The sequence below is a fragment of the Robinsoniella peoriensis genome (assembly GCF_000797495.1).
Lineage (GTDB): Bacteria > Bacillota > Clostridia > Lachnospirales > Lachnospiraceae > Robinsoniella > Robinsoniella peoriensis.
This window is the reverse complement of sequence record NZ_JTGN01000003.1, coordinates 202,415-217,960: the sequence shown is the minus strand read 5'-3', so window position 1 is coordinate 217,960 and position 15,546 is coordinate 202,415. Positions and strand designations below refer to the sequence as shown.

Below are 15,546 nucleotides of genomic sequence, written 5' to 3'. Positions count from 1 at the left end.
ATCCCCCGGCAACGTTCCAAGGACAGACAATCCTGACTTATCCGCTGCGTGAGGGTAGAAGACCCCGCAGCCTGCTACGGGGTCTTTGACTAACAACGCCTTTATTATTTTGCTGCAATTACATCGCTCATATCATAGAATCCTGCTTCTCTGCCCGCTAAAAATTTAGCTGCTTCCACGGCTCCTTTAGCGAATATTGCTTTGGAATATGCCGTATGCTTGAACTCGATCACTTCATCTGTGCCGGCAAAAAACACCTCATGTTCGCCCACTATATTGCCGCCACGTACCGCTGAGATACCAATTTCTTTGGCATCACGCTCTTTACGTTCCTGGCTTCTGTCGAATTTGTAGGTATACTGATTTCCCAAAGCTTCATTCATGCTGTCAGCCATGGCAAGTGCCGTTCCGCTGGGAGCATCTACTTTATGTTTATGATGTTTCTCCACAATTTCCATATCGAATCCCGCCGGTGCCAATACCTTTGCAGCATCCTGCAGCAATTTCAAGAGAGTATTCACCCCCAGAGACATGTTTGCAGATTTTAAAACTGCTACCACTTTACTGGTTTCTTTCACCCTTGCAATCTGTTCTTCTGAAAGACCTGTCGTACAGACAACCACCGGAAGATTGCGTTCCATACAGAAATCTAAAAGTGCATCCTCAGCCTTGGCTGATGCAAAATCTATTACAACATCCGCCTGTACATCACATTCACGGATATTGGTAAAAACCGGATATCCATTATCCCTGTTATCTACAATATCAATCCCAGCTGCAATCTGAGCATTGGGATCTTCATTTACAATCTGGCTGATCACCTGGCCCATTTTTCCATTACAGCCATGCATAATTATCTTTATCATACGTTACTCCTTATTGTGCTTATGACAGCTTTAATCCGAAATCCACCATTTCTTTTGCAAGTTTTTCTGCATTTGCATCTTCCATCTCAGTTAACGGTCCGCGAAGAGGTCCGACTTCCATACCCATCAGATTCATAGCCTTTTTAACAGGAATAGGATTAACTTCGCTAAACAGTGCATTGATCAATGGCAGTGCATCCAGCTGGATCTTACGGCTGCCTTCAATATCACCCTGAAGGAACTTTTCCACCATGTCATGTGTCTGCTGTGGAGCAATGTTTGATAATACGGAAATAACTCCCTTACCGCCTAATGACAAGAGCGGAACTACCTGATCGTCATTTCCGGAATATAAATCAATTTTACCATCCGTAAGCTGCATCAGCTTAGCAATCTGGGAGATATTTCCGGTAGCTTCTTTGATACCAACGATATTTTCCACGTTGCTAACAAGTTCAGCCACAGTTTCCGGTAAAATATTGCATCCGGTACGGCTTGGCACATTGTATAAAATAATCGGAATCTTAACTGCATTTGCAATTGTTGTATAATGTTTGATCAATCCCTTTTGCGTTGCTTTATTATAATATGGTGATACCAGAAGAAGACCGTCAGCTCCGTACTTCTCTGCTTCTACAGATAAATACACCGCTGTATCTGTGCTGTTTGACCCTGTACCCGCTACTACCGGAATTCTTTTTGCTACTTTATCAATCGTATATTTAATTGTTTCTAAATGTTCCTCATGAGTCAAAGTAGCAGATTCACCGGTCGTACCGCAGATAACAATTGCATCTGTTCCATTTGCGATCTGATCTTCCAGAATCTCTCCTAATTTTTCAAAGTTAACGTCTCCATTTTCTTTCATCGGTGTAACAATTGCCACACCTGCGCCTGTAAATATTGCCATGTGCTTTTCCTCCTTAAAAAAATAAGGACAGGCTAAAGAGCCTGCCCCTAAAGATTACGTAAAAAAATTCTTTTGGATAGCTCCCCATCATAAAAATTATGATGACAGTCATATAGCTTTTCGCCACATGCCCAAGAATACGGCTACAGGTACCGCACCTTTCGGCGTCTTTCCCTTTCTAAAATCTTCATCTATGCCTGAACATATCCAATTCTATACTGATGAAACACGCGACCTCTATCAAACCTATTCAGTTAATCTAACTATAGCATCATTAAAAATCCTTGTCAACAATTGTTTTCGATTTTATGAATCGTCGACATCTGTGTCACTTCATCGACACAGTCCCAGAGTTCCTGTCCGTTGCAGATCCCGGTCATTATAAGCTCTGTCTCATCATCCTTCGCTTCAATTAAAGTGCGGATATCATCAATTGTCACAATTCCATGTTCAATCAGTCCCAGTACTTCATCTAAGATCAGGACTTCGCACCCCTCTGTTACCAGAACCTTTTTTGCAAAATTCATTCCATTGCGAATATTCTGTGCCTCTTCTTCCTTTTCTTCTGCACTCAGACTATCGAAGGATTCATCTGATTTTTCAAACCGGAATAACTTAATCTCCGGTTCCAGGCGCTGCAGGAAACTGATCTCTTCGACCATCCTGCCTTTCAGAAACTGAATGACAATCACAGATTTGCCCTGGCTGGCAGCGCGGATCCCCTGACCGATAGCTGCAGTCGTTTTACCCTTGCCTTCACCACAAAATATATGTACTGAACCTTTATCCATAGCGCACCTCTCTTAACTGACTGGTGGTTAAACCGCCATATACCAAACTACATCATCAGTTTTATTATTTTACTACAGTTAAATAAAGAATGCAATACTTATTCCATATATTCCAACTTGCTTACTGACACTTCATAAGCAATTCTTTTTTCAGTAATATCTCCCTCCAGTTTTTTCATGTACTCTCTGCTTTGTATTCGTCCCCATACCTGCACATGTCCACCTACGGAGAAACCGGAAGTAAACCTTGCATTTCTTCCCCAGCAAATGCAGGGAATGTAATCCGATTTGCCATATGGACGGTTGACTGCAACCAGCATATCGGAAATTTCTCTTCCAAGCGGAGTCTTACGATATACCGGAGGCTTACAGATAAAGCCATCCAGGAATATCTGATTTGTCTTCACCTTGTCATTTTCTTCTTCAACGAAAGTGACCTCTCTGGCAAATACGGACAACACCAGCCTGTTCTTTTTTTCTTCATGTCTGTTGTAGGAGCGGAACTGCCCCGTGATCTGTATGTATTCTCCCTGGTAATCCTGTGTCACGTCAATCAGTCTCTCTGAAATCATCACTGGTATTCTGTCCAGGGAATCGCTGAGTCGCTTAACCAGCACATCTAACATGTAGAATCCCTCCCCAAAAACCTCGTGGCTAAAAGTAAAGCCTGATGCAATTTCTCCAATAATGGATACCTGATTGTTTTCAATAATCTTATCTGTCATGAATAATAGTTCTCCCTTCTTCTTACGAAGTATCTCTTTTCGTATTTTGTATATTAATATATCTATTCGGCGAAAATCACTTTTAGAACCACAAATTTTTAAAATTTCATAATTTTTTTTAGAATTATGAATGAATGTCCCTTAAAATCGACAAAACCCCTTGTAATCTGGGAAAAATATGATAAACTGTATGAGTTATATTTTGTTCATTATATGGAAAGAAGGAAAATCATTTTATGAAAAGAGAAGATATTCGTAACATTGCCATCATCGCCCACGTTGACCATGGTAAGACCACATTAGTTGATGAGCTATTAAAACAAAGTGGTGTATTCCGCGCCAATCAGGAAGTCGCAGAGCGTGTCATGGATTCCAACGACATTGAGCGTGAACGCGGCATTACGATTTTATCCAAGAATACAGCTGTTTATTACAAAGGTACAAAAATCAACATCATCGATACACCAGGACATGCCGACTTTGGCGGCGAAGTAGAGCGTGTATTAAAAATGGTAAATGGTGTTGTTCTCGTTGTTGACGCTTTTGAGGGTTCTATGCCACAGACAAAATTTGTTCTTCGCAAAGCCCTTGAATTAAATCTTCCGGTTATTGTCTGTATCAATAAGATTGACCGTCCGGAGGCCAGACCAAATGAAGTTATCGATGAAATCCTGGAGCTGTTTATGGATCTCGATGCTTCCGACGAGCAGTTAGACTGCCCATTTGTCTACGCTTCTGCAAAAGCAGGCCATGCCGTTCTGGATATGACGGATGAAGCAAAGGATATGACTCCTTTATTTGAAACAATTTTAGACTACATCCCTGCTCCGGAAGGTGATCCGGAGGCTCCTACCCAGGTTTTAATCAGTACCATCGACTACAATGAATATGTAGGCCGTATTGGTGTAGGTAAAGTAGACCGTGGTACTATAAAGGTAAACCAAGAAGTTGTTTTGGTCAACCATCATGAGCCTGAAAAACAAAAAAAAGTGAAAATCAGTAAATTATATGAATTTGACGGACTTAGCAAAGTGGAAGTTCAGTCTGCAACGATCGGATCTATTGTTGCTATTTCCGGAATCGCTGACCTTCATATCGGAGATACCCTTTGTGCACAGGAAGATGTGGACGCTATTCCATTCCAGAAGATTTCAGAGCCCACCATTGCCATGCATTTCATGGTAAATGACAGCCCTCTTGCTGGCAAGGAAGGAAAATACGTAACCTCCAGACATCTCCGCGACAGACTGTTCCGTGAATTAAATACGGATGTCAGCCTTCGCGTTGAAGAAACAGAAACTACAGAAGCATATAAAGTTTCCGGACGAGGCGAGCTGCATTTATCGGTACTGATCGAAAATATGCGCCGTGAAGGATACGAATTTGCAGTAAGTAAAGCCGAAGTACTCTATCAAAAAGATGAACGCGGCAAATTATTAGAGCCAATGGAGCTTGCCTATGTGGATGTACCGGAAGAGTTCTCCGGAACCGTTATTCAGAAATTAAGCCTTCGTAAAGGTGAATTACAGGGCATGAGTATTGCAGGAGGCGGTTATTCCCGTCTGGAATTCTCAATCCCGGCCAGAGGCCTGATTGGTTATCGTGGAGAATTCTTAACTGATACCAAGGGTAATGGTATTCTGAATACCACTTACGATGGATATGGTCCTTATAAAGGTGATATCCAGTACCGCAAACAGGGTTCCTTAATTGCTTTTGAATCCGGTGAGTCTGTAGCTTATGGTCTTTTCAGTGCACAGGAACGTGGTACCTTGTTTATTGGTGCCGGTGAAAAAGTATATGCTGGTATGGTTATCGGACAGAACGGAAAAGCAGAAGATATTGAATTAAATGTCTGCAAGAGCAAGCATTTGACCAATACCCGAGCTTCCGGATCAGATGATTCCCTGAAACTGACTACTCCAAGAGTATTAAGTCTGGAACAGGCTCTGGAATTTATTGACACGGATGAGCTTTTAGAGATCACACCGGAAAGTCTCAGGATTCGTAAGAAAATACTGGATCCTACAATGAGAAAGAGATCTGCCAGAAAATAAATCTTTAGAAGGGACATAATATATGGTAAAAAACAAATCTTTTCTGATCATTATCTGTTTCCTGTTTTTAATAACAGGACTTTATGCCGCTCAGACAACCGCGTTTGCATCAGCTGCAAATGGAATGAAAAAACACTCGAAGAAAACAGAAAAGGTTATATTCACAGGTGCATCCGGAACTGCCCTTATGGAAGGTTCCAGAAATGACGGAGATACCAAAAGACCTCAGAATATAAACTATGGAAAATGGGAAAAAGGAAAAGATTTATTTTTTATTACGAAGTCAGGATCTGGAATACTATGGTTTCTTTCGCCGTCTGAACGACAGACAATTTTATCCAGGTTCTCCTGTTTTTCCACTTCTTATGACAGTACCCATCCACAGGGAGGGGCATATCTGAGGAAGCTTCTTGACAGTGATAAACCACAGAACGTACACTATTCTGTCGCACTGATCATTGAAGGGAACGATATCCGCAAAGCCAGGAAACGATCTCAAATTCGTAAGCAGGCTCAGGTATATGCAGATTATTACCTGTCGCTGGCCCGCAGATATCCATCCTATAACTTCTATGTTATATCCAAATCTGCTTATGCGCCCGGTATTAAAAAGAGCAAAGTAAACCGCAAATCCAGGGCATTCAACAAAGAATTAAGACGGATTTTATCGGAACAGGCGCTGCCAAATATTAAGTATGAGAAATTTTATGAATATTCAAAAAAGCTTTATCATAAGAAACCTGGTAAAGCCGGTGCGACTGCTGACCAGCATCCTAATCAGTATGTGACCCAGCAATGGTTTAACCGTATTTTAAAATATATGAATTTGAGCCCTAACGGCTGATTCTGAATACATCAAAAAAGGAGGGATTTAATCTCTCCTTTTTTATTATGTTATTTAATTGTATATCTTTTGCTAATGTTCTTTTGTCTATGTTCTTTTGTCTATGTTCTTTTCTCGATTTTCTTTTACCTATTTACTTTTACCTATTTTTTTACCTATTTTCATTTTCCTAGCAACAGCATTTTTTCCAGCGGCCTTCTGGCCAGCTCCATAATCGATTCATCTAATTCTACACTGTTATCCATATTTTGCAATTGATATAGAACTTTATCCAGACTGATCTTCTTCATATTGGGACAAAACTGGCGATGCCCAACGGAATAAAATTTCTTATCCGGATTTTGCTGCTGAAGCTCATAAAAGATTCCAATCTCCGTGCAGATAATAAAAACATCCTTACCGCTCTTGTCCGCATAGTCAATAATCTGGGCTGTACTTCCCACAAAATCTGCCAACTGCAGCACATCCATACTGCATTCCGGATGTGCCAGAACCAATGCATTTGGGTGCAGTTCCTTTGCCTGCTGAACATTTTCCCTAGTGATACTTTTATGTACATGACAAAATCCATCGTGAAAAATAAACTGCTTCTCTGGAATCTGTGATGCAGCATAACGACCTAAATTATTATCGGGAATAAAAAAGATCTCTTTCTGAGGCAGCGCTCTCACAATGTCAACAGCATTGGAAGAGGTCACGCATACGTCTGAATGCGCTTTTATTTTTGCTGATGAATTTACATAACAGACTACCGCTGCATCAGGATGTTTCTCTCTGACTTCTTCAATTGCTTTCACATCGACCATATGCGCCATAGGACAGTCCGCATAAATATCCGCCATCACTACTCTTTTCTCCGGATTCAACAGCTTTGCGCTTTCTCCCATAAAAGTTACGCCGCAAAAAAGAATATTCTTTTGTTTAACTGTAGTTGCTAGCTTGCTCAGGTAGAAAGAATCTCCTACATAGTCAGCAATCTCCTGCACCTTTCCATCCACATAGTAGTGGGCGAGTATTACGGTATCTTTCTCTTTCTTTAACTTCTCTATTTCTTCTGTCATTATGAATCCTTTCTTGCTGTCTGCAATTAGTTTGAATCATATCATATACTATATCATACAATATATATTGTTCTTATAGGAATTATATTTATATTACCTTTATTTGTCAATAGATATTGGGGGTTTTCAAGATTAAAGTTATAAAGTTATGGTCACCAAGAGCCTTTCCACTTCTACATAAAAGAAGCTCTGTCCTTTATCAAACAGAACTTCCAGAATAATATAACATTTGAAAAAAATGCATCTATCTGAGGTATCGGTCAAAACTATTTCGACATAATATCCCTTGACACCACAGGTAATTCTCTACGGAGTAGGCTGTTATCATGGATTCCTTTCCCTTCAATCCTGCAGGTCAATCCATTTTTTTAATCGGTCCGACTCATAAGCCTGCTCCATAACATATTGTATATATGCACCCTCCTGAAAGGACGGGCTAGGCGCTTTATCTTCATTTATACAGTTCAAAAAGCTGTATAGGCTGTGCACATGGGAGCGAATCCACCCGATGGAAAATTTGGGTCCCGGGAAGGTTCCGCCTACGCTTTCAAACCGCTGTACACACTCGATTTTCGTATATCCCTTCAGGCCACCAAAGGGCTGATCTGAAGCCGCGTTATCATAGAACTCCAACCAGTTGGGATCCATGAGATTAAAGCGCAGAGAACCCTTTTCTCCATGAATTTCAAATCGCAGTTCATCATTGGCACCGGTGGCTACCTTGGATGCCTCAATGGTACCGATGCCCCCCTCCTTCATTCGAACCAACATCAGTGCAACATCATCCGCTTCAATATCAACCATGTTTCCATTCTTATCCGGGCGTTGTGGATAAACAATTCTGGTATCCGCCATAATCGAGATATATTTCCCCAGCAAAAAGTACATCACATCAAGAATATGCGAGCCAAGATCAAATAAAACCCCACCACCACCAAACTTCTTATCCTGCTTCCAGCCGATTGGCTTATCCCGGTCAACAGACCCGGAATGGAGATAACATGCTCGAAAGGACATGATTTTCCCAAGCCTTCCCTCTTCCAGCAGCTCCTTAGCACGCAGCGTTGCAGGTAAAAAGCGGTATTGCAATGCCACCTGCCCTATGCGCTTACTCTCCTCCAGCTGAGTGATGATATCCTTTGTCTCCTCGAAACTGGTAGCCAGGGGCTTATCGCAGTAAACATGCTTTCCTGCTTTCAGCGCATTCATTACCCCTTCCTTATGATAAATGTTGGGCGTACAAATATCTACCACATCAATCTCACTGCAATTAAAAATATCATCCGGATTATCGGTGGCAAATTTAAATCCTAAACTATCCTTCGCTTGCTCCGCTACCGATTTTACCGCATCGCAAACTCCAACCAGCTTAATTTTATAGGGAAGATTACCATAATACAATGGAATCGTCTTATATCCATAAGTATGTGTTTTTCCCATAAATCCAAATCCAACAATACCTACTCTAATCTCTTTCATTCTGATACTTCCTTTCTATTTGTAATCTCTGTATTTTTTGGCTGCCCGGTACAGTGCAGCAATACTTTCTGGCCTGGTATCTTCCTGAATATTATGTCCGGGCCCCAACACATAGCCGCCTCCCTGACCCATAATCCGAATCATCCGCTCCACTTCGGCCTCAATCTCCTCCTGAGTGCCAAAGGGCAAAATACATTGCTCATCAATGCCTCCCCAAAAGCAGACACGGTCACCGAAGGTCTTTTTCAGTGCATCCGGTTCCATTTCTCTGGCTCTTACCTGAACGGGATTCAAAATATCTACCCCTGCATCAATCAGGTCTTCAATCAGAGGGAAAATATCTCCACAGCTATGCAGCAGAATTTTTACATCGGCCTGTTCATGGATAAACCGAAATATCTTTTTATGATAGGGCTTCACCACGGTCCTGTATATCTCTGGTGACATCTGCGGGCGATCCTGCATTCCCAAATCATCTGCATAGCCAATCACCTGAACGTATTTTCCTACCTGATCCAAATAGTTTTTAAAATATCGTTTCTGTAATTCAAACAACCGGTCATACAGTGCCCGCACAAAATCCTGGTCAATCAGTAAATCACAGCTGATATTTTCATAGCCTCTCAGCTTCTGGGAGGTTTCATAGAAGCCCGGTACCCCAAAATCGGCCACCACCGCATAGGGACTGTTTTCATATAGTTCCCTGGCCCTGTCCCGCAGCCCGATATACAGATCTGGATCATCCGGATTGGGCATTTTCATGTTGTCTAAATCCTCAATCACCGCATCCTTTAGCGGGTGATAGATGGTATCATAATATAAATGTGGATCTGCACGCTTCAGGCGGTTTCCAAACCCATTTTCGAAAATACCATCCACAATATGGGGAACCCCTACATTAAGTCCCACTCTCCGAAAATCTGATTCAAATCTTATCTTAAGTTCCTGACATGGTTCCACCGTTCCCATGGAATAATCAATGATAGGATCTTCTTCATCCTCCATGTGATAGTATTCCCTCAGCCTTTTGTGGGCATGATAATCAGTGCAGGTGACCACTGTGCCTCCAAAATCTACCGGCACCTTATCAGCCTCCTGGTGATTCAGCGTCCTGATCACTCTTTCTCGAGAATTCATCTTGACTCCGTCCTTTCTTTCCTCATACAATACCACGAAATCCCTCCAGTGCCGGATACAACTGCCTATACTTCCGGTATTGTTTCTGGTAGCGTTCCTGCTCTGCCGAATCAGGAATAAACGCATCTCCCACCGTCACTGCCATCTTCACGGCCTCGTCATACCCTGTATACACTCCAGTTGCAACACCAGCCAGCAAAGCTGACCCCAGGCAAACAGCCTCCTTATTTTTCAGGGTAACCATCCGCTTGTTGGTTATATCCGCACGAAGCTGAACTGTAAAAGCAGAGGATGCATTACCTCCGCTAACGGCCATACCTTCAAAATCTCCGATAGCCTTTTCTAAAATAGATATGTTTTCGGCCATCTCAAATGCAATGCCTTCAAAGATAGCCTTGTACATATGATATTTTGTAATGCCCGGGACTACCCCCGCGATTACCCCTGTGGCCCTGACATCCCAGTGAGGATTACAGGATCCAACCATATGCGGGGTCATGCACACACCGGTAGGCCCGCTGCACATGCTTTCCACCTTTTCATTCAAGATATCATACAGACTGATTCCCAGCTCCTTTGCAATACGTACCTCTTCCGTACAAAATTGCTCTACAAACCATCTAACCGACAGGCCGGCGGGAAAAAACGCCAGGGTAACATAGCGATTCGGCACTACATGGCAATAGGAGTTCAGGCTGCATTCCAGAGACGCTAAGGTATTAGCAGGACGTTCTGAAACAGCAGTGATACACTCGTAGGTTCCCGCGGAATCAGACACCTCTCCCGGGTTGATTGCCCCCGCCCCCAACGCACCGCAGGGCTGGTCATGCCCCCCCACCGCCACGGTCACTCCCTCCGGCAGGCTGAGCATATGGCATACGGCAGGAGTCAATTTTCCCGCCACTGTTCCTGCTGGCTGTAAGCTCCCTAATTTTCTCTCCGGCAAACCGGCCGCTGCAAGAATATCCTCCGACCATCTCTGGCGTCGGATATCAAATGCCATGGTTCTAGTGGCCAGTGAAAAATCAATAACCGGGTAAAGTCCTAATTTTCCAAGGATAAATTCCTCTACACTGAGAAAACGCTGAGTCTTTTCAAACTGATCGGGCCTGTGCTTTTTTAGCCACATAATTTTATTTAAAGCGAACATGGGGTGCAACGGAACACCGGTAATCTCATATATTTTTTGTTTTCCAACGGTATTATCCCACCACTCGGACTGTTCCGTCGCACGATTATCGGAGTTCATCACCCCTGGGCCAACGGCTTTTCCATCCTGGCCCACCGGAATATAGGTCTCCCCATGTGAGCTGACTGCCAGCGCCTCAACAGGATTTCCGCAGGTCTGTTCCGCTATCTGGCGAATAATTGTTACAACTGCTGTCCAGAAAATCTCCGGTTCAATCTCAACCATTTCAGGACCGGGACTATAGGTGGCGTATGCGTAATTTGCGCTTGCCAATATGCTCCCGTTATAATCAAAGGCAACTCCCTTACAGCTGCCAGAGCCAATATCGATTCCCAGTAAACTCAAATCGCTTACCCCCTATTCGTTGACCTTGATCATAATTTTAAAAAATTTTTCTTCACGATTTTCTATCATTTCAAAAACCTCTTTGATCTGATCCAGGGTGAAATAATGCGAAATCATTCCATCTATTTTGATAGTTCCTTCTCCCATTAGCTGAATCATCTCTTTATAATCCTGAGGCGTGTACATGGTAGTACCAGACAGCCGAAGCTCATGCTGGACGAAATCGGGCAGGTGCGGAATGTCATACCCATTCTGCAGAACTCCGATAATAACGATACGGGTCCCCCTGCCTGCAATCTGCAGAATCTGGTCTAATACCTTCCCCTTTTCACCAACACAGTCATAGAATACGTCGACCTCCCTGGCTCCACCCAGAATTCGGGTCAATCCATCCTCCAGCTTTTCCACAGACACATCAATGGTTCCATCGGCACCCAGCTTTTCAGCCAGACACAGTCTTTCTCCATCCCTATCAGCGATGACTACCTTTTTCGCCCCCAAAGCCTTACAGCTTTCCATACAAAAAATACCAATGGGTCCCGCACCGATGATTAAAACGGTATCTGTGTTCTGGATTTCCCCTCTTTTGGCACCATGATAAGCAACACAGGCCGGCTCCACCATTGCGCCGTCATCCATGGTCATAGTATCCGGAATAGGGATTACCATTTCCTGGGGCATACAGATATACTGCACATGCGCGCCGTCCGCCTCCGCCCCCGTGCACCGCAGGCTTTCACACAAATTATAGTTTTGGCTCTCACAAGCCTTGCAGATTCCGCAGACAAGATGTGGAATCACGGTTACCCTGGTGCCGATTGCAGGCTTGTCAACCTCTTCTCCCAGCGCCTCCACTTCTCCCGAAAACTCATGTCCCATAATAACCGGAAACGTCACATAGGGGTGTCTCCCAAAGTAAATGGTGGGATCTGAGCCGCAGACACCTACCCGGCACACCTTTATCAGTACCTCTCCCTTGGCCGGAGACGGTACCTCCGTCCTGTCTAAAACAATTTTTTTCGGCCCCACCAGTGTGGCTCGCAGCATTTGTTCTTTCATATTGATTCCTCCTGGTCTCTATCCTCGTTATTTTGTTTGATAAAGCTGTACTATGAATTCTGCGACACTCTGCTCATCCAGCTTCTGCCGCTGATACAGCCACTCCGGTGATGCAGATGCCCCATAGACTGAAACACCCTTTTTTGCAAACCGACAATGTAATCCCTTCTCTGCCAGATAGGACCCGATAATCGTTCCGATCCCGGAACGCACATTATGATCCTCGTATGTCACAATCATCCCCGTATCTGCTGCCTGTCTGACTGCTTCCTCATCTATCTCCAGAGGACTTGTGCAGTTAAGAACACCTAGTTCCAGATTCCGCTGCCTGAGAATATCCGTCACCTTAACCGCTTTATGAGTCATGTTCCCGCAAGTGATAATGACACCGTCTCTGCCCTCCCGAATCCAGTCATAGACCCCATACCGATATCGGTAATTCTCATGATACAGCAGATCTCCTGCCGCATCCGTAAGCACCGGCACCTTGGAACGCCCCATAACAACACATATATTTCCAGGTGCTGCGGCTGCATACCGTATCATGCGATCCGTCTGATTGGAATCCGCCGGTATCAGTAATTGAAATCCCAATAAGTTGGATATCAGGCTGATATAGTCAATGCATTGATGGGTTTTCCCGTCCTCTCCCACATCCAACCCGTTATGGGTGCAGATTAATTTCACAGAGGAATGGTTGATATCACTCATTCGATGCTGTCCATAGGTCTCATCAATTCCAAAGGCACCAAAGTCAGCAAAAAATGTTAATATTCCACATTTTGACAATGCCGCCGCAACCGTTGCGGCATTGTGCTCCTGAATTCCACATTCAATTAAACGTTCTGGGAATTCCTTTCCAAAGGATGCCACTTTTACTGATTCAGCAAGATCGCAATCTATGGCCGCAACCAGGACATCTTCATTGGATTTTGCCAAATCACATAATGCATTTCCAAAAGCACTCCGACAATCAGCAGAACAGTCCTTTTCATATACAATCGGCTTGCCCGTTTTCATTTTTTCCTCTGGGCTGCATGCGGCCGTAGGTATCTGCCTCTTTACTTCATCCCTATGCACATCCTCCTCTGCTGCTTTTGCAAGCTCCAGCTGCCCCAATACCTCCCTGCATTGTGAAGCAGTCAGTATCTTTCCATGGAAATGATAATCATTTTCTATCATGGGAATACCTTTTCCCATAACTGTTTCCGCCAGGATTACTGTTGGTCCTTCTTTACACTGGTGTGCCTTGCGCAATGCACGATACAGCTGCTGATAGTTATGTCCATCCGTCAGAATCACTTTCCATCCAGCTGATTCATATTTTTCTTGCAGCTGCTGTGGCATAATCCGTTTTATATCCCCGCTGGCCTGAAGTCCATTACAGTCAATGACTGCAGTCAGATTATCCAGATGATATTTTACCGCAAATTCTCTGGCCTCCTGCAGCTGACCTTTTCCCTGCTCACCATCTCCCATTATCACGAAAACATGGTGCTTTTCCTGTTTCAGCTTTGCTGCCAGCGCAAAGCCGCTGCCCACGGAAAGGCCTTGCCCAAGACTGCCGCTGCACCATTCAACACCCGGCACCTGCAGTCCGGGATGACCTTCAAACACACTGCCTTTCTGCCGGAACTCCTGCACTGCTTGTTGAATATTACAAAATCCCAATCTGCCAAGTGTCGCATAAATTGCTGCAGAGGTGTGTCCATGGCTAATCACGATCCTGTCTCTTTTGGGATCCTGAACTGTTTGGGGACTGACATTCCCACACAGCCATAGCATTAGGTAAATATCTATGGAGGACAGCGAGCCCCCCGGATGTCCTGACCCTGCATTTGTAGTCATTCGGAGAATATCTGCACGTGCATGATTCGCCAGTGCCTGTATTATTTCTATCTGTTCAATGGTGATATCTTCACTTTGAAATTGTTTCAGCGACAATAAATCCATTCCTATACCTCCCTTTTCTCCAAAGTTTACCATAGAGACTATTTCAACTTCCCGACCCTTTTTTCAAACACACAAATCTCATCCTTGTTTGTCAAGATTCCAATTTCCAGCTCAAAGCATCTTTTTTCACCGGGCTGCAGCATTTCCAGCGCTCCGTCTGCTTTCTGCTCCAGCCTGCCTGCGGGACGGCAATTGGCGGGCTCAATCCCGACTACATATTCTGCCTCCCCCAGCTGCTTCCATTCTGCCAGGTTCTTCAGCTGGGCCTTGTTGAACCTGATATAGACTCCTACCTCCAGCGTATCATTAATCAGTCCAACATACGTGGTTTGATCCGGATCGGTACACAAATCATGAAAAAACAGATTTTCCTTTGCCCCTCCCACCGGCTCTCCCACCTGATCAAACTGCTTCAGGTTCTGTCTGGACAGCTCATCATTTGGCTCAACTTTTTTGGATTTCAAGACGATTCTCGTTCCCACATCCAATATTGGATATCCGATATTTATATGGTACAATAGCATCAGCGGACGGGCATTAAATCCCATATTTTCCACCGTGTCATGAATGCGCAGAAAATTTTTCCCAAGCTCCGTACTGACCTCCCGTGTCAATGCCAGATTTTCACAATGCACCATGGATTCTTGAACCCGACCGGATACTGCCATGCGAAAGGTATCATCTGACCACTCTTCCCGAACACAGACATGATCCGCACAGATCTGACTAATTCTCCCATGGAGACCGTATTTCTGAGAACCGATAATCGGTTCTTCATCCTCACATGGACCTCCCACATTTGAGAGCCCGCAGGTTGTAAGCAGACCGGCAAAAAAGCTTCGCAGCCAATTCATTCCCTCGGGGTTGTAGTATGCCGGAGAGACGATGCCTGTTTTAGACATATAGCTAATGGGAACTCCCTGATAACTTGCCCAGGCAATATCCATTCCTCTGCCAGGCAGAACAGTAAACTGGAATCCTGTCCCGGTTTTAAAATCCACCGCCTCCACACCCCTGGCTTTTCCGTCAAGCATTTCGTACCGCTTAAGACCGGCCAGCTGGGAAATATCTCCCATTCTCTTCATCAGGAAATCATGGTTCTTGTTTATTTCAAATGTTTTCATTCTCAC

Annotated in this window: 13 protein-coding genes and 1 riboswitch; of the genes, 2 read left to right on the top strand and 11 right to left on the bottom strand. The window is 44.0% G+C overall.

Translation table 11 applies throughout. The features are described from left to right. Nucleotides 1-104: 104 nt before the first annotated feature. From dapB to QR40_RS07485, 4 genes are all read right to left on the bottom strand, one after another. Nucleotides 105-866: a 4-hydroxy-tetrahydrodipicolinate reductase gene (gene dapB, locus QR40_RS07500; RefSeq protein ID WP_027293131.1), complete on the bottom strand. Its 762-nt coding sequence runs from the start codon at nucleotides 864-866 to the stop codon at nucleotides 105-107. A 19-nt stretch (nucleotides 867-885) separates the two neighbouring features. Continuing rightward, nucleotides 886-1,776, bottom strand: coding sequence for a 4-hydroxy-tetrahydrodipicolinate synthase (dapA, locus tag QR40_RS07495; RefSeq protein ID WP_027293130.1), 891 nt, complete (start codon nucleotides 1,774-1,776; stop codon nucleotides 886-888). A gap of 69 nt (nucleotides 1,777-1,845) precedes the next feature. Further along, nucleotides 1,846-2,024, bottom strand: a riboswitch (Lysine riboswitch). 39 nt (nucleotides 2,025-2,063) lie between these two features. Beyond that, on the bottom strand, nucleotides 2,064-2,567 hold the full coding sequence (locus QR40_RS07490; RefSeq protein WP_027293129.1) for a cob(I)yrinic acid a,c-diamide adenosyltransferase: 504 nt from the start codon (nucleotides 2,565-2,567) through the stop codon (nucleotides 2,064-2,066). A gap of 98 nt (nucleotides 2,568-2,665) precedes the next feature. Next, a complete protein-coding gene (locus QR40_RS07485) occupies nucleotides 2,666-3,292 on the bottom strand; it encodes a single-stranded DNA-binding protein (protein ID WP_027293128.1) in 627 nt (208 codons plus the stop codon). Nucleotides 3,293-3,528: 236 nt separating this feature from the next. On the opposite strand from QR40_RS07485, the gene typA reads away from it, so the two are divergent. Beyond that, nucleotides 3,529-5,349, top strand: a complete 1,821-nt coding sequence (typA, locus tag QR40_RS07480; RefSeq protein WP_027293127.1) for a translational GTPase TypA — start codon at nucleotides 3,529-3,531, stop codon at nucleotides 5,347-5,349. Between the two features lie 22 nt (nucleotides 5,350-5,371). Further along, nucleotides 5,372-6,193, top strand: a complete 822-nt coding sequence (locus tag QR40_RS07475) for a hypothetical protein (RefSeq protein ID WP_044294178.1) — start codon at nucleotides 5,372-5,374, stop codon at nucleotides 6,191-6,193. A gap of 161 nt (nucleotides 6,194-6,354) precedes the next feature. Here QR40_RS07475 and nadA read toward each other — a convergent pair whose 3' ends face one another. From nadA to QR40_RS07440, 7 genes are all read right to left on the bottom strand, one after another. After that, nucleotides 6,355-7,254 carry a quinolinate synthase NadA gene (nadA, locus tag QR40_RS07470; protein ID WP_044294176.1) on the bottom strand — a complete coding sequence of 300 codons (900 nt, stop codon included), beginning with the start codon at nucleotides 7,252-7,254 and terminating at the stop codon, nucleotides 6,355-6,357. 342 nt (nucleotides 7,255-7,596) lie between these two features. Beyond that, entirely contained in the window at nucleotides 7,597-8,733 is a 1,137-nt protein-coding gene (locus QR40_RS07465; protein ID WP_044289230.1) for a Gfo/Idh/MocA family protein, read from the bottom strand. Nucleotides 8,734-8,748: 15 nt separating this feature from the next. Beyond that, nucleotides 8,749-9,870, bottom strand: coding sequence for a uroporphyrinogen decarboxylase family protein (locus QR40_RS07460; RefSeq protein ID WP_160295781.1), 1,122 nt, complete (start codon nucleotides 9,868-9,870; stop codon nucleotides 8,749-8,751). 22 nt (nucleotides 9,871-9,892) lie between these two features. Then, the gene (locus QR40_RS07455; protein ID WP_027293122.1) at nucleotides 9,893-11,404 is read right to left on the bottom strand and encodes an FGGY-family carbohydrate kinase; all 1,512 of its coding nucleotides are present in this window, start codon (nucleotides 11,402-11,404) and stop codon (nucleotides 9,893-9,895) included. A 12-nt stretch (nucleotides 11,405-11,416) separates the two neighbouring features. Beyond that, nucleotides 11,417-12,463, bottom strand: coding sequence for a zinc-dependent alcohol dehydrogenase (locus QR40_RS07450; RefSeq protein WP_027293121.1), 1,047 nt, complete (start codon nucleotides 12,461-12,463; stop codon nucleotides 11,417-11,419). Between the two features lie 27 nt (nucleotides 12,464-12,490). Beyond that, nucleotides 12,491-14,416, bottom strand: a complete 1,926-nt coding sequence (locus QR40_RS07445) for a transketolase (RefSeq protein ID WP_044294174.1) — start codon at nucleotides 14,414-14,416, stop codon at nucleotides 12,491-12,493. A gap of 38 nt (nucleotides 14,417-14,454) precedes the next feature. Continuing rightward, nucleotides 14,455-15,540, bottom strand: coding sequence for an aldose 1-epimerase family protein (locus tag QR40_RS07440; protein ID WP_044289228.1), 1,086 nt, complete (start codon nucleotides 15,538-15,540; stop codon nucleotides 14,455-14,457). Between the last annotated feature and the right edge of the window lie 6 nt (nucleotides 15,541-15,546).

Bases quoted from the DNA above. Each gene is read 5' to 3' on its own strand.
- dapB (WP_027293131.1), bottom strand. From the start codon at position 866: ATGATAAAGATAATTATGCATGGCTGTAATGGAAAAATGGGCCAGGTG.
- dapA (WP_027293130.1), bottom strand. From the start codon at position 1,776: ATGGCAATATTTACAGGCGCAGGTGTGGCAATTGTTACACCGATGAAA.
- QR40_RS07490 (WP_027293129.1), bottom strand. From the start codon at position 2,567: ATGGATAAAGGTTCAGTACATATATTTTGTGGTGAAGGCAAGGGTAAA.
- QR40_RS07485 (WP_027293128.1), bottom strand. From the start codon at position 3,292: ATGACAGATAAGATTATTGAAAACAATCAGGTATCCATTATTGGAGAA.
- typA (WP_027293127.1), top strand. From the start codon at position 3,529: ATGAAAAGAGAAGATATTCGTAACATTGCCATCATCGCCCACGTTGAC.
- QR40_RS07475 (WP_044294178.1), top strand. From the start codon at position 5,372: ATGGTAAAAAACAAATCTTTTCTGATCATTATCTGTTTCCTGTTTTTA.
- nadA (WP_044294176.1), bottom strand. From the start codon at position 7,254: ATGACAGAAGAAATAGAGAAGTTAAAGAAAGAGAAAGATACCGTAATA.
- QR40_RS07465 (WP_044289230.1), bottom strand. From the start codon at position 8,733: ATGAAAGAGATTAGAGTAGGTATTGTTGGATTTGGATTTATGGGAAAA.
- QR40_RS07460 (WP_160295781.1), bottom strand. From the start codon at position 9,870: ATGAATTCTCGAGAAAGAGTGATCAGGACGCTGAATCACCAGGAGGCT.
- QR40_RS07450 (WP_027293121.1), bottom strand. From the start codon at position 12,463: ATGAAAGAACAAATGCTGCGAGCCACACTGGTGGGGCCGAAAAAAATT.
- QR40_RS07445 (WP_044294174.1), bottom strand. From the start codon at position 14,416: ATGGATTTATTGTCGCTGAAACAATTTCAAAGTGAAGATATCACCATT.
- QR40_RS07440 (WP_044289228.1), bottom strand. From the start codon at position 15,540: ATGAAAACATTTGAAATAAACAAGAACCATGATTTCCTGATGAAGAGA.